At 73.7% G+C, this 17332-nt stretch carries 14 protein-coding genes; 7 read left to right on the top strand and 7 right to left on the bottom strand.

Annotation, left to right across the window (positions count from 1 at the left end):
• Positions 1–77: 77 nt before the first annotated feature.
• Both AR3_RS32795 and AR3_RS18455 read left to right on the top strand, forming a co-directional pair.
• Positions 78–2753, top strand: coding sequence for an MFS transporter (locus tag AR3_RS32795; protein ID WP_083951668.1), 2676 nt, complete (start codon positions 78–80; stop codon positions 2751–2753).
• Between the two features lie 14 nt (positions 2754–2767).
• A complete protein-coding gene (locus AR3_RS18455; protein ID WP_067915488.1) occupies positions 2768–3595 on the top strand; it encodes a YceI family protein in 828 nt (275 codons plus the stop codon).
• Positions 3596–3640: 45 nt separating this feature from the next.
• On the opposite strand, the gene AR3_RS18450 is transcribed toward AR3_RS18455, so the two are convergent.
• The 6 genes from AR3_RS18450 to AR3_RS18425 all read right to left on the bottom strand — a co-directional run bounded on the left by AR3_RS18450 (position 3641) and on the right by AR3_RS18425 (position 11684).
• Positions 3641–4681: a SecDF P1 head subdomain-containing protein gene (locus tag AR3_RS18450; RefSeq protein ID WP_083951667.1), complete on the bottom strand. Its 1041-nt coding sequence runs from the start codon at positions 4679–4681 to the stop codon at positions 3641–3643.
• Positions 4682–5169: 488 nt separating this feature from the next.
• Positions 5170–6264 carry a 2-oxoacid:ferredoxin oxidoreductase subunit beta gene (locus tag AR3_RS18440; protein ID WP_390099115.1) on the bottom strand — a complete coding sequence of 365 codons (1095 nt, stop codon included), beginning with the start codon at positions 6262–6264 and terminating at the stop codon, positions 5170–5172.
• The gene (locus AR3_RS18435) at positions 6257–8107 is read right to left on the bottom strand and encodes a 2-oxoacid:acceptor oxidoreductase subunit alpha (protein WP_067915471.1); all 1851 of its coding nucleotides are present in this window, start codon (positions 8105–8107) and stop codon (positions 6257–6259) included. Before AR3_RS18435 ends, AR3_RS18440 begins: the two co-directional genes overlap by 8 nt.
• Positions 8108–8286: 179 nt before the next feature.
• On the bottom strand, positions 8287–8388 hold the full coding sequence (locus AR3_RS32965) for a putative leader peptide (RefSeq protein ID WP_390099127.1): 102 nt from the start codon (positions 8386–8388) through the stop codon (positions 8287–8289).
• Positions 8389–8507: 119 nt separating this feature from the next.
• Positions 8508–9836, bottom strand: coding sequence for a LolA-like protein (locus AR3_RS18430; RefSeq protein WP_067915470.1), 1329 nt, complete (start codon positions 9834–9836; stop codon positions 8508–8510).
• Positions 9837–10595: 759 nt separating this feature from the next.
• A complete protein-coding gene (locus tag AR3_RS18425; protein WP_067915469.1) occupies positions 10596–11684 on the bottom strand; it encodes a hypothetical protein in 1089 nt (362 codons plus the stop codon).
• A 366-nt stretch (positions 11685–12050) separates the two neighbouring features.
• Here AR3_RS18425 and AR3_RS18420 point away from each other — a divergent pair, with 366 nt between their 5' ends.
• From AR3_RS18420 to nuoH, 4 genes are all read left to right on the top strand, one after another.
• A complete protein-coding gene (locus AR3_RS18420; RefSeq protein ID WP_067915468.1) occupies positions 12051–12422 on the top strand; it encodes an NADH-quinone oxidoreductase subunit A in 372 nt (123 codons plus the stop codon).
• A gap of 63 nt (positions 12423–12485) precedes the next feature.
• On the top strand, positions 12486–14186 hold the full coding sequence (nuoB, locus tag AR3_RS33050; RefSeq protein WP_285564201.1) for an NADH-quinone oxidoreductase subunit NuoB: 1701 nt from the start codon (positions 12486–12488) through the stop codon (positions 14184–14186).
• On the top strand, positions 14183–14815 hold the full coding sequence (locus AR3_RS18410) for an NADH-quinone oxidoreductase subunit C (RefSeq protein ID WP_067915467.1): 633 nt from the start codon (positions 14183–14185) through the stop codon (positions 14813–14815). The genes nuoB and AR3_RS18410 overlap by 4 nt, the downstream gene beginning before the upstream one ends.
• Positions 14808–15773 carry an NADH-quinone oxidoreductase subunit NuoH gene (gene nuoH / locus AR3_RS18405; RefSeq protein WP_067915466.1) on the top strand — a complete coding sequence of 322 codons (966 nt, stop codon included), beginning with the start codon at positions 14808–14810 and terminating at the stop codon, positions 15771–15773. The genes AR3_RS18410 and nuoH overlap by 8 nt, the downstream gene beginning before the upstream one ends.
• Positions 15774–15850: 77 nt before the next feature.
• Here nuoH and AR3_RS18400 read toward each other — a convergent pair whose 3' ends face one another.
• Entirely contained in the window at positions 15851–16654 is an 804-nt protein-coding gene (locus tag AR3_RS18400; protein WP_067915465.1) for a helix-hairpin-helix domain-containing protein, read from the bottom strand.
• A gap of 135 nt (positions 16655–16789) precedes the next feature.
• On the opposite strand from AR3_RS18400, the gene AR3_RS18395 reads away from it, so the two are divergent.
• Positions 16790–17332 (top strand): NuoI/complex I 23 kDa subunit family protein (locus AR3_RS18395; protein WP_157406697.1); only part of this gene is annotated, 543 nt, incomplete at its 3' end.

Genomic DNA, 17332 nt, shown 5'->3' with positions numbered 1-17332 from the left:
CGCCTGGTTTGCAAGTAAACAAGCGACTACCTAGGATATGTGCAGAGCACAGGTAATTGACCTGCTATGGGGGCAGTGTGACGAGAGCCAGCGCGACGCCGGAGGTCGGCGGGCGGCATGCCGCACCGCGCGACGAGGCGCCGGTGCACTATACGCATCGCCAGATCCTGCAGATCCTCACGGGCCTGCTGCTGGGCATGCTCACGTCGATGATCTCCACGTCGATCGTGTCCACCGCGCTGCCCACGATCGTCGGGGATCTCGGCGGGCAGGACCAGCTGTCCTGGGTGGCCAGCGCCACGCTGCTGACCATGACGGCGTCCACCCCGCTGTGGGGCAAGCTGTCGGACCTGTTCGGCCGCAAGTTGATGTTCCAGACCTCCCTGCTGCTGTTCGTGCTCGCCTCGGTGGGCGCGGGCCTGTCGCGGAACATGGGGGAGCTGATCACGGCCCGCGCCGTGCAGGGCCTGGGCGCGGGCGGTCTGTCGGCGCTGGCGCAGGTCATCCTGGGCGACGTGGTCTCGCCGCGCGAACGCGGCCGCTACGCCGGCTACATGGGCGCGGTGTTCGGGGTGTCCACCGTGGCGGGCCCGCTGCTCGGCGGGTTCATCGTGGACGCCGACGGGCTCGGCTGGCGCTGGTGCTTCTACGCGTGCGTCCCGTTGGCCGTGGTCGCCTTCCTGGTGATTCAGAAGGTGCTCACGCTGCCCAAGGTCAAGCGCGACACCCGGCTGGACGTCTTCGGCGCGTTCACCATCACCGGCGGCGCCGCCGTGCTGATGCTGCTGCTGTCGCTGGGCGGCAAGGAGTTCGCGTGGGCGTCCGGCTGGACGTACGGGCTGCTGGCCGCCGCCGCCGTGCTGCTGGTGCTGGCCGTGGTCGCCGAGCGGATCGCGCGCGAGCCGATCCTGCCGCCCCGGCTGTTCCGCAACCCGACGTTCGTGCTGACCAGCCTCGCCTCGGCCGCGCTGGGCTGCGCGATGTTCGGCGGCATGATCTACATGCCGCAGTTCCTGCAGATCGTCAAGGGCATGAGCCCCACGGCGTCCGGGCTGATGACGCTGCCGCTGGTGCTCGGCATGTTCGTCTCCTCCACCGCCTCCGGCCAGGTCGTCACCCGCACCGGACGGTGGAAGGCGTTCCCGGTGATCGGCATGGTGCTGTCCGCGGTGGCGATGTACCTGCTGTCGCGGCTGCACACCGACTCCGGCGAGCTGGTCATCGGCGTCGACCTGACGGTGCTCGGGTTCGGCATGGGCCTGACCCTGCAGATCCTCATGCTGGCCGCGCAGAACGCCGCCGACCGCAGCGACCTGGCCGCCACCACCTCCGGCGTGTCGTTCTTCCGCAACCTCGGCGGCGCCATGGGCGTGGCCGGGTTCGGCGCGGTCCTCACCAACCGCCTCACCAGCGAGCTGAGCGACCGCATGAGCGCCGCGGGCGTCAGCGCCCCGGCGGGCGGGCGGCACCTCGGCTCGCCCGACGAGATCCACGCGCTGCCCGAGCCGTTCCGGGGATGGGTGCTCGACGCGTTCACCAACGCGCTGCAGCACGTGTTCCTGTTCGGCATCCCGGTCACCGTCGTCGGGCTGCTCGCCGTCCTGGCGCTCAAGGAGCTGCCGCTGCGCAGCGGGCGCGCGGCCGCCGCGGCGCGGTCCGACACCGCGGCGGGCCCCGCGCCCGCCGGGGCTTCGGCGGACGGTCCCGGCGCGGCCGGGACCGGGTCGACGGGCGGGCACGCGCGCGGCTACGAGGCGCCCGCCGACGCGGCGGAGCGGCTGGTGCCCGTCGGCGCCGGCGGCGTCCTGGGCGTCGGCATCGAGCAGAGCCCGAACGGCGCGGCGGCCCACCCCTCCGCGGACCCCTTGTCCGCGATCCCCAACGGCGTGGCGCCTCAGCCCGCCGCGTCCCGACCCGCGGCGACCGACACCGCGATGCTCCGGCCGCAGTCGGCGTCCGCCAGCGAGCTCGACACCGCCCCCGGAGACGGCGACGGCGGCCAGCTCCGGGGCGTGGTGCGCGGACCGGGCGGCGGACCGGTCGCCTCCGCCGCCCTCACGCTCATCGACGTGGCCGGGCGCCAGCTCGGCCGCGCCCTGACCGGGGCCGACGGGCGGTACGCCCTGCGCACGCCGGGCCCCGGCACGTACGTGCTGATCGCCGCGTCCGCCGAGCACGAACCGCAGGCCGCCACCCTCGTCGTCGGCGACAAGCCGCTCGACTTCGACCTCGACCTGGCGGGCGGCGGCGGCCTGACGGGCACCGTGCGCGCCCCGGACGGCGCCCCGGTCGAAGGCGCCACCGTGGTGGCCACCGACGTGCGCGGCGAGGTCGTGGGCAGCGCCCGCACCGGCGCCGACGGCGCCTTCGCCCTCCGGGAGGTGCCCGCGGGCTCCTACACCGTCGCCGTCAGCGCCGAGGGGCACCGCCCCGTCGCCCTGCAGGCCGAGGTCGCCGGCAACGGCGCCACCCGGCTGGACGTCGAGCTGCGGCCCGGCGTCCAGGTCCGCGGCACCGTCCGCGACGAGGCGGGCCGGCCCGTCGCCGACGCCCGGGTCACGCTCGTCGACGGCGCCGGCACCGTGGTCGCCCAGATGATCACCGGGCCGGACGGGGAGTACGCCTTCACCGACCTGACCGGCGGCCAGTACACCGTGATCGCCTCCGGCTACCCGCCGGTCGCCACGGCGGTGACCCTGCACGGCGACGGCCGCGACGGGCACGACATCGTGCTCGGCCACCCCGACGCGTGAACGGAATGCGGACCATGAGCGACACCCGAGGGCTGCGCGGCACCGTGCGGACCAAGGACGGCTGGGCGGTGCGCCACGCCGTCGCCACCGTCACCGACCTGACCGGGCGGCAGGTCGCGCGGGTGGAGGCCGACGAGGACGGGCGGCTGGCCGCCGGGCCGCTGCCCGCCGGGACCTACACGGTGATCCTCACCGCGGTCGGCTACGCCCCGCACGCCGCCACGCTGATCGTGCCGGGCTCGGGCGCCGCCGACCTCGGCACGGTCGCGCTGGCCCGCGCGGGCGGGTCCGACCTGCCGCCGCCCGGCCCGTGGACGATCGACCCGGTGCACTCCAGCGTCTCCGCGGTCGCCCGGCACCTCGGGCTGTCCAGCGTGCGCGGCCGGTTCGGGTCCTTTTCGGGACGCATCGAGATCGCCGAGCCGGTGGAGGCGTCCCGGGTGCGGGCGCGCATCGACGCCGCGTCCATCGACACCGGCAACAAGCTGCGCGACGACCACCTGCGGTCGGCCGACTTCCTCAACGTCGACGTCCACCCGGTGATCGAGTACGAGGGCGACGGGCTGACCGCGCTCGGCACCGACCGGTGGACCCTGCACGGACGGCTCGCCCTCAACGGCGTCACCCGCCCCGTCGACCTCGACCTGACCTACCTCGGCACCGGCCCCGACCCCTGGGGCGGCACCCGCGCCGCGTTCCGCGCCACCACCGAGCTGCGCCGCGCCGACTTCGGCATCCGCTACAACGACATCCTGGAGGCCGGGATCGCCGCGGTCGGCGAGCGCCTGCGCGTGGAACTGGAGATCCAGGCCGTCCAGGGCGAGGAGCTTCCGCAGATGTGACGCCCGCGGCGGCCGCCGCGGCGACCGGTGACACCGGCGCCGCGGTCAGCGGCCCTTGAGATCGCGCACCAGGCGGTCGGCCTGCGCCCGGTCGGCGGAGCCGGTGATGACGATCCGGCCGTCCAGGATCGGCATGTCCACCCGCGGCGCCGTGACGAGCCGGTCCCGCACGACGAACGCCAGGTCGCGGCCCACCGTCGCGCGGGTCAGCTCGGCGAACGCCGCGCGGTCGCGCTTGCGCAGCGTCATGGCCACGTCGTAGGCGCCGCTGTCGTCGTTGCGCTGCGTGCGCAGCTCGGCGACCTCGCGGATCGCGATGCCCTGCGCCAGCCGGTAGCAGGTCGGCCCGCTCGCCGTCTGCCCGGTGACCCCGGGCGTGCCCGCCGGGCACTGCCCCGGCGTCGTGTGCGTGACCGGGAAGATCTGCAGCGGCGCGGCCAGCGCCACCGGCCGGGTGCGCATCGACGCGGCGATCATCGCGCCGCTCACCGCCACCGCCGCGATCAGCAGCCCCAGCGTGACCACCATGACGAGCAGCGCGGACCGGTGCGCCCGCGCCGCCTGCTCGGCGTCGGCGTAGCGCCGCCGGTACGCGGCCCGGCTCCGCTTGACCTCGGCCGCCTCGCGCAGGCGCGCCGCCGCGCGCGCCCGGCGCCGGCTGTCGGGGTCCCCGGGCAGCGTGGTGAAGCCCGGGCGGTCCATGCCCAGCCCCACGCCTCGTTCGCCCTCCAGGGGGACGGTGACGGGCTGGGCGGGCGCCTCGGCGCGCTCGGAGTGCGGAGCGGGCTGCCCGTGCCGGGCCTTGCCCTTCTTCTTCCGCCGCCGGCGTCTCCCGCGCCGTTCGGACGTCTTCTCGGACGTCTTCGTGCTCCCGGGGGACGTCTCGCCGCGTCCCGACGCGCTCGCGCCGCCAGACTGCTCCGCGCCGCCGTCCGGCCCGCCGCCGCCCGGAGCGGACGGCGCGGCGTCGGCGGACGCGCGCGACGGCGGCTCCCGCTCCGCGGCGGCGGACTGCTGCTCGTCGTGTCCCGGCACGGCGACGCGCGAACGGTCACGGTCCCTGCTGCGGCGCGGAATGACCCGCATCGTCACCTCCCCGGCGGCTCGGCCCGCCGACCGACAACCTGGCTGCCCGACCCTGCCTTACCCAGCCGACCGCACGGCGATCTTCAGATGATCTAGCGATTGCGCCAGTCTTGCAGTACCCGGAGGGACGCCGCACCGCGGATGCGACCGAATCCGGTCACGCCGGACTCGGCGCCGCTCCCGAAGCGCGAGCAGGCCGCGGCGCCGACCGCGCCGACGGCGGCGGCGACTGGCCGGCCGGCCTGGTCCGCCGGGCCGTCGCCGACGCCAACGGCGACCACGGCGAGTACCGGCCCGACGTGGCCCTGGTCAAAGGTCCGGCGCCGCCCGCGCAGAAGCCCGCCGGACGCGAGAACGCGGGCCGACCCCCGTCGGGGACCGGCCCGCGTCGCACGGCCGTCACGTCGGCGGGGCCGCCCACCGGGGCGCGCCCGCCGCCCGGCTCGGTCTCGTCCGCCCGAGGGCGAGCCCTCCGCGGCCGCCGGCCGTCAGTCGATGCGCCAGGTGTCGCCGCTGGCCAGCAGGGCGGCCAGGTCGCCCTTGCCCTCCTTCGCCACGGCCTCCTCCACCTGGGCGCGCAGCAGCTCGTCGTAGGACGGGCGCTCCACCTTGCGGAAGATGCCGATCGGAGTGTGCTCGAACGACGGCGAGTCCAGCCGCGACAGGGCGAACGCCTGGGACGGGTCGGGGTTGTGGACGTCGTGCACCACGATCTCCGACGGGTCCACGTCCGCGACGTTCACCACCTCGAAGCCGCCCGTCGGGCAGCGCCGCAGACCCTTCTGGCGGTCCTTGCCGAACACCACCGGCTGGCCGTGCTCCAACCGGATGGTGACGTCGTCGCGGACCTGCGGGTCCTTCAGCGGTTCGAACGCTCCATCGTTGAAGATGTTGCAGTTCTGGTAGATCTCCACCAGCGCGGTGCCCTTGTGCTGGGCGGCCTCGCGCAGCACCGACTGCAGGTGCTTGCGGTCGGAGTCGATGGTGCGCGCCACGAACGTCGCCTCCGCCCCGAGCGCCAGGGAGATCGGGTTGAACGGCGCGTCCAGCGAGCCCATCGGCGTCGACTTGGTGATCTTGCCGAACTCGGAGGTGGGCGAGTACTGCCCCTTGGTCAGCCCGTAGATCCGGTTGTTGAACAGCAGGATCTTCAGGTTGACGTTGCGGCGCAGCGCGTGGATCAGGTGGTTGCCGCCGATCGACAGCGCGTCGCCGTCGCCGGTCACCACCCACACCGACAGGTCGGGGCGGGACGCCGCCAGGCCCGTCGCGATCGCCGGGGCGCGGCCGTGGATCGAGTGGAACCCGTAGGTGTTCATGTAGTACGGGAACCGCGACGAGCAGCCGATGCCGGAGACGAACACGATGTTCTCGCGGCGCAGCCCCAGCTCCGGCAGGAACGACTGGACCGCCGCCAGGATCGCGTAGTCCCCGCAGCCGGGGCACCAGCGCACCTCCTGGTCGGTCTTGAAGTCCTTCAGGGTCTGCTTCTGCTCCGCCTTGGGCACCAGCGCCAGGGCGCCGAGCCCGTTGCCGCCGCTGCCGTTCGCCCCGTTGGTGCCGTTCACCCCGTTGTCACTCACTGTCGATCACATCCTGGATGACGCCCGCCAGCTCCTCGGCCTTGAACGGCAGGCCGCGGACGCGGTTGTAGCCGATGACGTCGACGAGGTACCGGGCGCGCAGCAGCAGCGCCAGCTGGCCGAGGTTGATCTCCGGCACCAGCACCTTGTCGTAGGAGCGCAGCACCTCGGCGGTGTTGGCGGGGAACGGGTTGAGATGCCGCAGGTGCGCCTGGGCGACCGGACGGCCCGCCTTGCGGACGCGCCGCACCGCCGCCGAGATCGCGCCGTACGTGCTGCCCCAGCCGAGCACCAGCACGCGCGCCTCGCCGGACGGGTCGTCCACGGCCAGCGGCTCGATGTCGCGGGCGATGCCGTCCACCTTCGCCTGACGCAGCCGCACCATGGTGTCGTGGTTGGCGGGGTCGTAGGAGATGTTGCCCGCCCCGTCGGACTTCTCCAGACCGCCGATGCGGTGCTCCAGCCCCGCCGTGCCGGGGATCGCCCACGGCCGCGCGAGCGTCTCGGGATCGCGCTTGAACGGCTGGAACCCCTCCGGGTCGGACGGGTCGGCGGCGGCGAAGCCCGGCTCGATCTTCGGGAGGGAGTCCACGTCCGGCAGCTTCCACGGCTCGGACCCGTTCGCCAGGTACCCGTCCGACAGCAGCACCACCGGGGTGCGGTACTTGACGGCGATGCGGGCGGCCTCCAGCGCCGCGTCGAAGCAGTCCGACGGCGACCGCGGCGCGACCACCGGCACCGGCGCCTCGCCGTTGCGGCCGAACATGGCCTGCAGCAGGTCGGCCTGCTCGGTCTTGGTCGGCATGCCCGTGGACGGCCCGGCGCGCTGCACGTCGACGACCACCAGCGGCAGCTCGGTCGCCACCGCCAGGCCGATCGTCTCGCTCTTGAGCGCGATGCCCGGGCCGGAGGTGGTGGTCACGCCCAGCGAGCCGCCGAACGAGGCGCCCAGCGCCGCGCCCACCGCGGCGATCTCGTCCTCGGCCTGGAACGTCCGCACCCCGAAGCGCTTGTGCTTGGACAGCTCGTGCAGGATGTCGGACGCCGGGGTGATCGGGTAGGAGCCCAGGAACACCGGCAGCCCGCTGCGCTCGCCCGCCGCCACCAGCCCGTAGGCCAGCGCCGTGTTCCCGGTGATGTTGCGGTACAGCCCCGGCTCGTGCTCGGCGGGCTTGACCTCGTACGACACCGAGAACGCCTCGGTGGTCTCGCCGTAGTTCCAGCCCGCTCGGAACGCCGCGATGTTCGCCTTCATGATCTCGGGCTTGCGGGCGAACTTGCGCTCCAGGAACGCGATCGTGCCCTCGGTGGGCCGGTGGTACAGCCACGACAGCAGCCCGAGCGCGAACATGTTCTTGGCGCGCTCGGCGTCCTTCTTGGAGATGTCGAAGTCGGCGAGCGCGTTGACCGTCATCGACGTCAGCGGCAGCGCGTGCACGCGGTACTCGCTGAGCGAGTCGTCCTCCAGCGGATTGCCGGAGTAGCCGACTTTGGCCAGATTGCGCTTGGTGAACTCGTCGGTGTTGATGATCAGGTCGGCGCCGCGCGGCAGGTCGGGCAGATTGGCCTTCAGCGCCGCCGGGTTCATCGCCACCAGGACGTCCGGCGCGTCGCCGGGCGTCAGGATGTCGTGGTCGGCGAAGTGCAGCTGAAAGCTCGACACGCCGGGCAGCGTCCCGGCCGGGGCGCGGATCTCTGCGGGGAAATTCGGCAGCGTCGACAAGTCGTTGCCGAAGGCCGCGGTCTCCTGGGTGAAGCGGTCGCCGGTCAACTGCATGCCGTCGCCGGAGTCACCGGCGAAACGGATGATGACGCGGTCGAGCTGCTGGACCTGTTTGGTCACAGAGGAAGACCTCCTCGACGCGCAGCACCCGTCCCGGGGGAGGCGCCCGGGAACGTGATGCTACTTAGGCTTACCTTCATGGTATGTCCGGAATCTGATTTCTCTTCTCGGAGGCTGGTCGACTCTCAAGGAGGCCGTGAAACCGTGCCGGGGTGACACAACCGGGACGACCCCCGTGCTCACCGGCGACACAGGCAGCTGGCCAGGCGGCACAGGTCGACATGCAGACGCCGGACCAGTCGCGGAGGCTTGGCGGGGGAGCCGTCGCTCCCCGATGGCACGGATTCCACGTCTGCACTATAGAGAGCCGCGAATCGGCTCTTCCTAACCGACCCCGTCCCCTGTCACCTGCGGCGCACCGGAATACCGCCTTACGGATGGCACCAATCGCCCCAAACCGTCACGGACGTGCGGGCGACACGGCCACCGACGTCTTGGGGGCGGGGCTGCGACTGCGGCTCGGCGCCAGCGCGGCGCGCTCCCGGTCGAGACGGGCCAGCAGCTTGGCGACGTCCGCCGCCGTCAACGCCTGGCCGACGACCCGCGCCTGCGCCTCGTAGGCGTGCTCCCCGGGCGTGTCGCGGGCCTGCCGCATCCACGCCCGCCACGCCGGGCTGCGCACCGTGCAGCGCAGCACCAGCGAACGGTTCGCCGGCACCAGGCCCGACCCCGTGCAGGTCCCCAGCAGACGGCCCTCCGCGGTGATCGCCGCGCGCAGCTGCGCGCGCGTCCCGTCCGGGACCGGCCCGTCCTCCGGCACGGTCAGCGTCGCCGGGACGCTCACCGTGCAGCCGCTGACGTTCTCGTTGCAGTTGATGAACGACAGCCGGCCCGCCCGGAACCGCACCGTCGGATCGGCGGCCCCCACCAGCGCGGCCACCCGCGGCCGCAGTTCGGCGAAGACCGGCGCCAACCGCGTCAGCTTCGCGACCGTCAGCGACGGGTCGCCCTTGCCCGCGACCTGGACGCGCAGCAGGCGGTGCGGCGCCGCCGCGGAGAAGAAGTAGTGGGCCTTCGCCGTCTTCACCCGGTACGCGGGCGTGCCGCCGACGTTCTCGGTGGACGTGCCGCCCTTCGCCTTGGTGAGCGCCTCGGCGATCGCCTCGGGGGCCAGCACCTTCGCCACGTCGAAGCCGGGCATCGCTTTGGGCGTCTTGCTCCACCGGTCGGCGTAGTTCTCCGGGTGGGCGGTGTCGCTGCCGTACTGGCGCCAGAACGCAACATCCGCCTTCACGTACGTGGCGTCGCCCACCGCCACCATGTCGTACTGCCGTGCGCCGACCACGAGCCGCCCCGTGGCCGCCCCGGACCGCGTCATCTTCAGCCGCATGCGCACGGCCTGCGCACCGGTGCCGCGGAGCGTCCCTTCGTACTGCAGGCCCGGCACGGCTTGCAGGTCGCGCCCCGCCTCCAGGGCCCAGCTCGCCACCGGCGGATCGGCCTTGCGTTCGCGCTCGGCGTCACGCCCGTCTCCGTCCGACCGCAGCGCGAACGCCACCGCGCCGCCCGCGAGGACGACGACCGCTGCGACAGCCCCGACCGCGAGCCACGCCCGCGACTTCTTCTCCTTCTTGGGCGCTTCCTGCCGTTGCTGCGGGGGCGGTGCGGGAGCCGGGCCGCCCGCGGGAGGCTCCATCGCCACCGGCTCGGTCGACTGCATGCCCCTGCCCGCCACGAGCACGTCCCCGGGCTCCGGCGGCACCACGGGCGGCTCGCCGGTGCCGTGCATCCCGCCTGACGCCGGGCCGGATCCGCCGGCCGCACCGGCCCCGGGCGTTCCATGGGCGACGTTTGCGTCCGCGGGCCCGTGCACGTGTCCTCCGCCGGCCGGACCGCTCGGCGCGGACCCGCCGCCCGCGCTCGGCCCGTTCGCCGACGCGGGCGCCGCTTGCGGGGCGCGGCCCGCCGCGGGCGTCCCCGCCGTCCCGGGCCTGCCGCCCGCCCGGGCAGGGCCTGACGCGTCGTGAGCCGGGGGCGCGCCGGCCGTCCCCGCCTGGCCGGGCGGGCTCGTCGCGGCGGGTATGTCAGGAATGGTCGTCTCCGCGAGCCCGGGCATGGACGCGGCGTCCGACGGGCCCGGGCCCTGCGCCGGCCCTGAGGCCGCACCCGGGGGAGGACCGCCGGCCGGTCCCTGCGCGCCCGCTGCCGGATGGGGACGGCCCGCCGCGGCGGAGTCGGACACGGCGGGATGCGCGGAGCCGGCGTGATGCTCAGGCTCCGCATGTGGGGGGCGGGGGCCGTGCCGCGACGGCCCCTCCTGCTCAACGCTCACTCAGCGACCACTCTGTTCCCGACTGCCGATGCCAGACATAGAGTGCCGGACGATCCGGACCGGCGGAGGCACAAGCGCCGATCATCTCGGCCGCGGTACCGGCCACCCAGCGCCGATGCCTCGCTATGACCTACGTCTCAACGTCCGGGGACGGGTCGATCATGGCGGTCGGAAGGGGGCCCGGGCGGCGCCGGGCGTCCCCGGCGCCGCCGCCCGTCAGTCCTGGGCGAGCGCCGACTGCATCTCCCGGATGTCGGCGTCGGTCGCCCCCGGGACCCTGAAGTCGGCGCTGACGTAGTAACGGGTCTCGCCGCTGCGCGACCAGCTCCGCCACGCGGCGCCCGACACCCGGCACTCCGCCCACACCGGCTGGGACGACGACACCGTCACCGTCGTGGTGCAGTTGCCGAGTTCGCGACCCGTCGTGGTGCCGGCCCTGAGCGTGTAGCGGACCTCGATCCGGGTGGTCGAGTTCGTGCCGAGCGGGGGACGCACCCGCCCGCGCACCCGGCAGCTGTTGCTGTTGGTGGAGCACAGCCCCTTCTCGGTGTCGATGAGGCTGGGCTGGCCGCGGGTGTCGAAGGAGTCCTTCAGCTCGCCGATCGTGTTGCGGATCTGGGTGACGGTCGCGGCGCCGGTGCCGCCCGACTGGACCGTCACGTCGGCCGCGACGCGCGGGTAGGTCGACTCGTACCGCAGCAGCTCGGGGCTGTCGGAGTCGGTCAGGTAGAACGTCGCCAGCGACGAGGACACCCGCACCGCCTTGCGGCCCTTGACCGTGGTCTCGGACGACCTCAGCCGGTAGGACGCGCTCGACCGCATCTCGGAGGCCAGCGCGCTCGGCGTCAGCTTCCGCTTGAACGACAGGTCGACCTCGGTGGGGGCCACCTTGCCCCACTGCGTCCCGTTTTTGAGGAAGTACGGCTGCCGCAGGGCGCCGAGCTGCTCCAGCCAATAGGAGCGTTCCGCCTTGACGTACAGCCTGTCGTCCACCGAGAGCACGGTGATCTGGGAGCCCTGGGCGGTGACGTTGCCGATGATCCGGCCGCTCCTGGTGAGCTTGAGCTCGCCGCTGAGGCTCCGGGAGAGCGAGCCGAACGAGCCGTTGTACGTGACGGCCCGCGCGGACGACACGTTCCTCGCCGCGGCGTTCAGCCGTTCGGCCGGGGTCATGTCCTCTCCGCCGCGCACGGCGAACACCACCACGACGGCGATGAGCAGCACCACGACGAGCCCGCCCCCGACGAGGAGCGCGATGAGCGCGCCGCTGGTCGACTTGGGCGGCGGACCCGGCGGCGGTCCCATCGGGCCGCCCGGAACCGGCGGCGGGTAGAAAGGCGGCGGAGTGCCGGGGCCCGCATGGCCTCCGGCAGGGGGCGGCGGCGCCGCGCCGCCGGGTGGACCGCCGGGCGCTCCGGTGCCGGATGAACCGGGAGGATTGCCGGGACCGCCCGGAGGGGGCGGCGGCCAGGAAGGGCCGGCGGGGGGTTCCCAGCCGGGGGAGGGCGGAGGAGTGCTCATCCGGTCACGTCCTTACAAGTCTCAAACCCCGTCTCGTCTCAGTGTGCAGTAAAGAGGGGACGATGTAAGAGACAGTCGTCGGCGTCCGCGGGTTCGGCCGGGAGGGGACCTTTCGGAGATACTTGACGGAAGGCTCTCCAGGAGGTCACCGTGCGGGACTACTTCGACTCCTACGCGGTCGTCGCGGTGCTGCTGCTCCTCGGCTGCGGCATCGTCGCGGGCGCGCTGGCCGCCAACCGGATGCTGCGCCCGCATCGCCCCACTCCGGAGAAGCTCACCACCTACGAATGCGGCGTCGACCCGGTCGGCGGGGACTGGGCCCAGTCGTACGTGCGGTACTACGTGTTCGCGTACCTGTACGTGGTGTTCGCCGTGGACGCGGTGTTCCTCTTCCCCTGGGCGACGGTGTTCTCCGCACCCGGCTACGGCCTCACCACCCTCGGGGAGATGTTCGTCTTCCTCGGCTTTCTCGCCGCGGGACTGGCGTACGCGGGCAAGAAGGGCGTGCTGTCGTGGGTCTGACAGCGCGGCCGGCCGGTAAGAATGCTGCTGTGAGCCCGGACAGCCCCGGACGGGAGCGCCCCGATGAGCACCGTTGACCTGCCGACGCCCGGCGTGGGACCGCTGGCCAGGATGGCGCCCAAGCCGATCAAGTTCGTGCTGAACTGGGGCCGCCGGTACTCGCTGTGGGTCTTCAACTTCGGGCTGGCCTGCTGCGCGATCGAGTTCATCGCCTCCTCGATGAGCCGCCACGACTTCATCCGCCTCGGCGTGATCCCGTTCGCGCCGGGCCCCCGGCAGGCCGACCTGATGGTGGTGTCCGGCACGGTCACCGACAAGATGGCGCCCGCCGTGCGGCGGCTGTACGAGCAGATGCCCGAACCCAAGTACGTGATCTCGTTCGGCGCCTGCTCCAACTGCGGCGGACCGTACTGGGACTCCTACTGCGTCACCAAGGGCGTCGACCAGATCATCCCGGTGGACGTGTACGTGCCCGGCTGCCCGCCGCGTCCGGAGGCGCTGCTGCACGGCATCGTCCGGCTGCAGGAGAAGATCGCCCAGGAGTCGCTCGGCGACCGCTACGGCAACGGCGGCGAACCCGTCGCGCCCCCGCCCCCGCCGCGGCCACTATCGGCCACGGTCTTGCGCCGCCCGCTCCAACCTGCCCCAGACGCAGCACCGGCCACGACCGACGCGCGAGCTTCTGACGCCGCACAGACCGCGGTGCTCCCCGAGCCCACCGCACCGGAAGACGCCGCCCAGCCCGTCGAGCCGACTGCCCGGGACGCCGGCGGGAGCGGTGACGCCGCGCGACCTGGCGGACGTGACGGGTCCCGTGCGGTTGCCGAGGTGTCCCGCTCGGCCCAGAGCGGGCAGACGCAGGGCGTCGTCGAGGCGGACGCCAAGGCTGCTGCTGGACCGGGTGACGTCACGCAGCCTGTCGAGCCGGTCGCTGAGGCCGACGCTCACGCAGGAGGCGACGAGGCCGGAGCGGAAGGGCGCCGTGGTGGTGGCCCGCGGTCCCGTGCGGCCGCCGACGAAGAACGCCCAGCCGAGAGCGGCCGTACGCAGGCGGCCGAGGTCGCTGAGCCGGATGCTGGGTCCGTTGCCGGGGCGGCCGACGTCACGCAGCCCGTCGAGCCGACTGCCCGGGAGGCCGGCGGGAGCGGTGACGCCGCGCGACCTGGCGGACGTGACGGGTCCCGTGCGGTTGCCGAGGGTTCCCGCTCGGCCGAGAGCGGGCAGACGCAGGGCGTCGTCGAGGCGGACGCCAAGGCTGCTGCTGGACCGGGTGACGTCACGCAGCCTGTCGAGCCGGTGGCGCCGGATGCCGGTGGGGCCGACGCCGCGACATCTGGCGGAGGACGTGACGAGGCCGAGGCGCGGCGCGGTGGTGAAACCGGGCCCGACGCAGCCGGCGAAACCGCCTCGGCCGAGAGCGGGCGGGGGCAGGCGGCCGCTGCTGACTCGGCGCGGGATTCCAGGGCCGATGCCGGGCCCGACGATGTCACCCAGCCTGTGGCGGTCACCCAGCCTGTGGCGGCGGTGGACGAGCCCGCCCCGGAGAACCGCGGCGAGGCGTCCACGTCCGAGGAGCGGCCCGTGGTGAGCAGGCCCTCGGACGCGGGGCCGCTCGCGGGGGCCGCGGACGCGACCATTCCGCTCGAGCCGCCGCGGCCCGCCAAGCGCGGGCGCCGCCGCCGGCGGACCGCCGAGCACGACCCGTCGATCATCCCCGGGCTGGCGGACGACGACGGCGACGAGAACGGACGGAGCGGCCGGTGAGCGCCGATCTGACCGCCGCGTGGCGGGAGCGGTTCGCCGACGAGGTGACCACAGAGGAGACGCACGGCGGGCTGGCCGTCGGCGTGCCGCCGGAGCTGTGGGTGGCCGCCCTGGAGTTCGCCCGCGACGAGCTGGAGTGCGGGTTCTTCGACTGGCTGACCGGCGTGGACGAGCTGACCGAGGGCTTCGCCGTCGTCGCGCACGTCTACTCGCTGGAGCGGCGGCACCACCTGCTGATCCGCACCCGGGTGCCCCGGGACGACCCGAGGCTGCCCACCGCCACCGGCGTCTACCGGGGGGCGAACTGGCACGAGCGGGAGACCTACGAGATGTTCGGCGTGGTCTTCGACGGACATCCGGATCTCAAGCCGCTGCTGCTGCCCGAGGGCTTCGAGGGGCATCCGCTGCGCAAGGACTTCGTGCTGGCCGCGCGCGTCGCCAAGCCGTGGCCGGGCGCCAAGGAGCCGGGCGAGGGGCACGGCGCGCCGAGCCGCCGCCGCATGCGCCCGCCCGGCGTGCCCGACGACTGGGGCCCGGCGGCCGCCGACGAGCCGCCGCCCCGGGGCGGCCGGGCGCGGGGCGGCGCACGCGGCGGCCGACCTGACGAAGGGCGGGAACCCGGTGCCTGACCTGCTGGAGATCGTCGTCAAGCTGGCGCTGGTCGCCGCCGCGTTCGCCGTGCTGCCGCTGCTGGTGGGGCAGGCGGAGCACAAGGTGATGGCGCACATGCAGGGGCGGCTCGGGCCCATGTACGCCGGGGCGTTCCACGGCTGGGCGCAGCTCGTGGCGGACGGGGTGAAGTTCGCGCAGAAGGAGAGCGTGGTCCCGCGCGCCGCCGACCGCACGGTGTTCAAGCTGGCCCCGGCGGTGGCGATCGTCCCGTACCTGCTGGTGCTCGTGGTGGTCCCGGTGGGGCCGGACGGGCAGGTCGCGCTCGACCTCGGCCTCGGGCTGTTCTTCGCGCTGGCGGTGATGGGCGTCGGCGTGATCGGCGCGATCATGGCGGGCTGGGCCAGCGCCAACAAGTACTCGCTGCTGGGCGGCATGCGGGTGGCCGCGCAGCTGATGTCGTACGAGCTGCCGATGGTGTTCGCCGCGTCGTCGGTGGCGATGGCGGCCGGGACGCTGTCGCTGAGCGGCATCGTCGAGGAATGGCGCTGGTGGTGGCTGCCGTGGCAGGCGGTGGGCGCGGTGGTGTTCTTCGTCGCCGGGCTGGCCGAGCTGCGCCGCCCGCCGTTCGACATGCCCGTCGCCGACTCGGAGATCATCTTCGGTCCGTACACCGAGTACGGCGGGCTGCGGTTCGCGCTGTTCCTGCTGGCCGAGTACGCCGGGATCGTGGTGCTGTGCGCGCTGACCACGGTGCTGTTCCTGGGCGGCTGGAAGGGCCCGTTCCTGAACGCCGAGCTGGGCTGGCTGTGGACGCTGCTCAAGGTCTTCGTCCTGGCGTTCGTGGTGATCTGGCTGCGCGTCACCTACCCGCGGATGCGGGAAGACCAGCTGCAGAAGCTCGCCTGGGCGTACCTGGTGCCGCTGTCGCTGGGGCAGCTGGCCCTGACCGGCGTCCTCAAGGTCGCGCTCGCCTGACCCGGACGGGACGCCGCCGCGGGCCTCAGCCGGGAACTCGACCGGGAACTCGACCGGGAACTCGGCCGGGAACGGCGTCAGGGCAGGAAGATGGCGTACTCGGACAGCTGCGGCAGCAGGCCGGGCGGCAGGTCGAGGTCCACCGACAGCTCCTCGGCGGAGACGAAGCCGCCCTGCTCGGCGCGGCGCCGCACGATCTTGTCGACGAGGTCGGGCGTCATGCCCGGCAGCGTGGCCAGCGCCTGCGGCGGGGCGTGGTTGACGTCGACCAGGCCGCCGTCGTCGTAGGTGCGCGGCAGGTCGGGGCGGCCGATCCGCAGCTCGTGGGCCAGCGCGGGGTCCTCGGCGGCCAGCGCGCGGGCCTCCTCGCGCAGCGTCCGCCGGTACTTGGCGACCTGCACCGCGTACTGGTTGGCCTGGCTGCGCGGCGCGGGGCGCGGGAACACCCACGGGCGGATGGCGAAGGCGTGCACCGCCCCGGAGATCCACAGCACCAACATCATCGTCTGGGCGATGAACTGGAGGAACGGGTTGCCGGTGTGCGACAGCGCCAGCGTCAGGCCCAGGGCGGAGCCGTAGCCGAGGGAGGCCGCCACCAGCTTCCGCGAGCGGCGCCGCGCCGCCGCGTACAGGAACGAGAACGGCGTGCCGAAACCGAAGGTGAAGAGCGGCACGAACGCCCACAGGACGCCCTTGGTCGCGGGCTCGGCGGGCGGCGGCACCGGAAGCGGCGGCACCGGCGGCGGGGGATAGGGCGGACGCCAACCGGGCGGCGGCATCGACGGAGGGCCGGGATGCCGCGGCCCGTGGTGCGGGTGCGGGCGGTGCGCCGAGGGGCCAGGCCCGCCCGTGCCGATGGGATCGTCCACACCGTAGGTCACGTGGCCTCCTCCGCCGGCTCGACGTGCTGTGGGCCTGGTCGGACGGCGTCCCGCCGTGCCCGGCTCACGTGTGGTTGGACGAACGCGGACGCCGCCGCGTTCCCCCATGGCGTTTCGTACGGAATCATGGGGGCCGTGGGACGGCTACCAGGAGGCGGGCTGGCCAAGGGGCTGGCGGTGACGTTGCGGACGATGACGCGGCGGTCCATAACCCGTCAGTACCCCGAGGTGCAGCCGGATCTGCCGCCGCGCAGCCGCGGCGTGATCGCGCTGTTCGAGGAGAACTGCACGGTCTGCATGCTCTGCGCCCGGGAGTGCCCCGACTGGTGCATCTACATCGACTCGCACAAGGAGACGCTGCCCGCCGAGGGCGGCGGGCGCCCCCGGACCCGCAACGTCCTCGACCGCTTCGCGATCGACTTCGCGCTGTGCATGTACTGCGGGATCTGCATCGAGGTCTGCCCGTTCGACGCGCTGTTCTGGTCGCCGGAGTTCGAGTACGCCGAGTACGACATCGCCGAGCTGACCCACGAGAAGGAGCGCCTGCGCGAGTGGATGTGGACGGTCCCGCCGCCGCAGGCCCACGACGCGGGCGCCGAGCAGCCGAAGGAGGTCGCCGCCTCGCAGCGCGCGGCCGCCCGCGGCCCGGCGCGCGGCGCGGCCAGGGCGACGGCGCGC

Origin of the sequence: Actinomadura rubrobrunea NBRC 15275 (assembly GCF_001552235.1) — a bacterium.
Lineage (GTDB): Bacteria > Actinomycetota > Actinomycetes > Streptosporangiales > Streptosporangiaceae > Spirillospora > Spirillospora viridilutea.
This window is presented reverse-complemented; position numbering and strand designations above follow the sequence as displayed.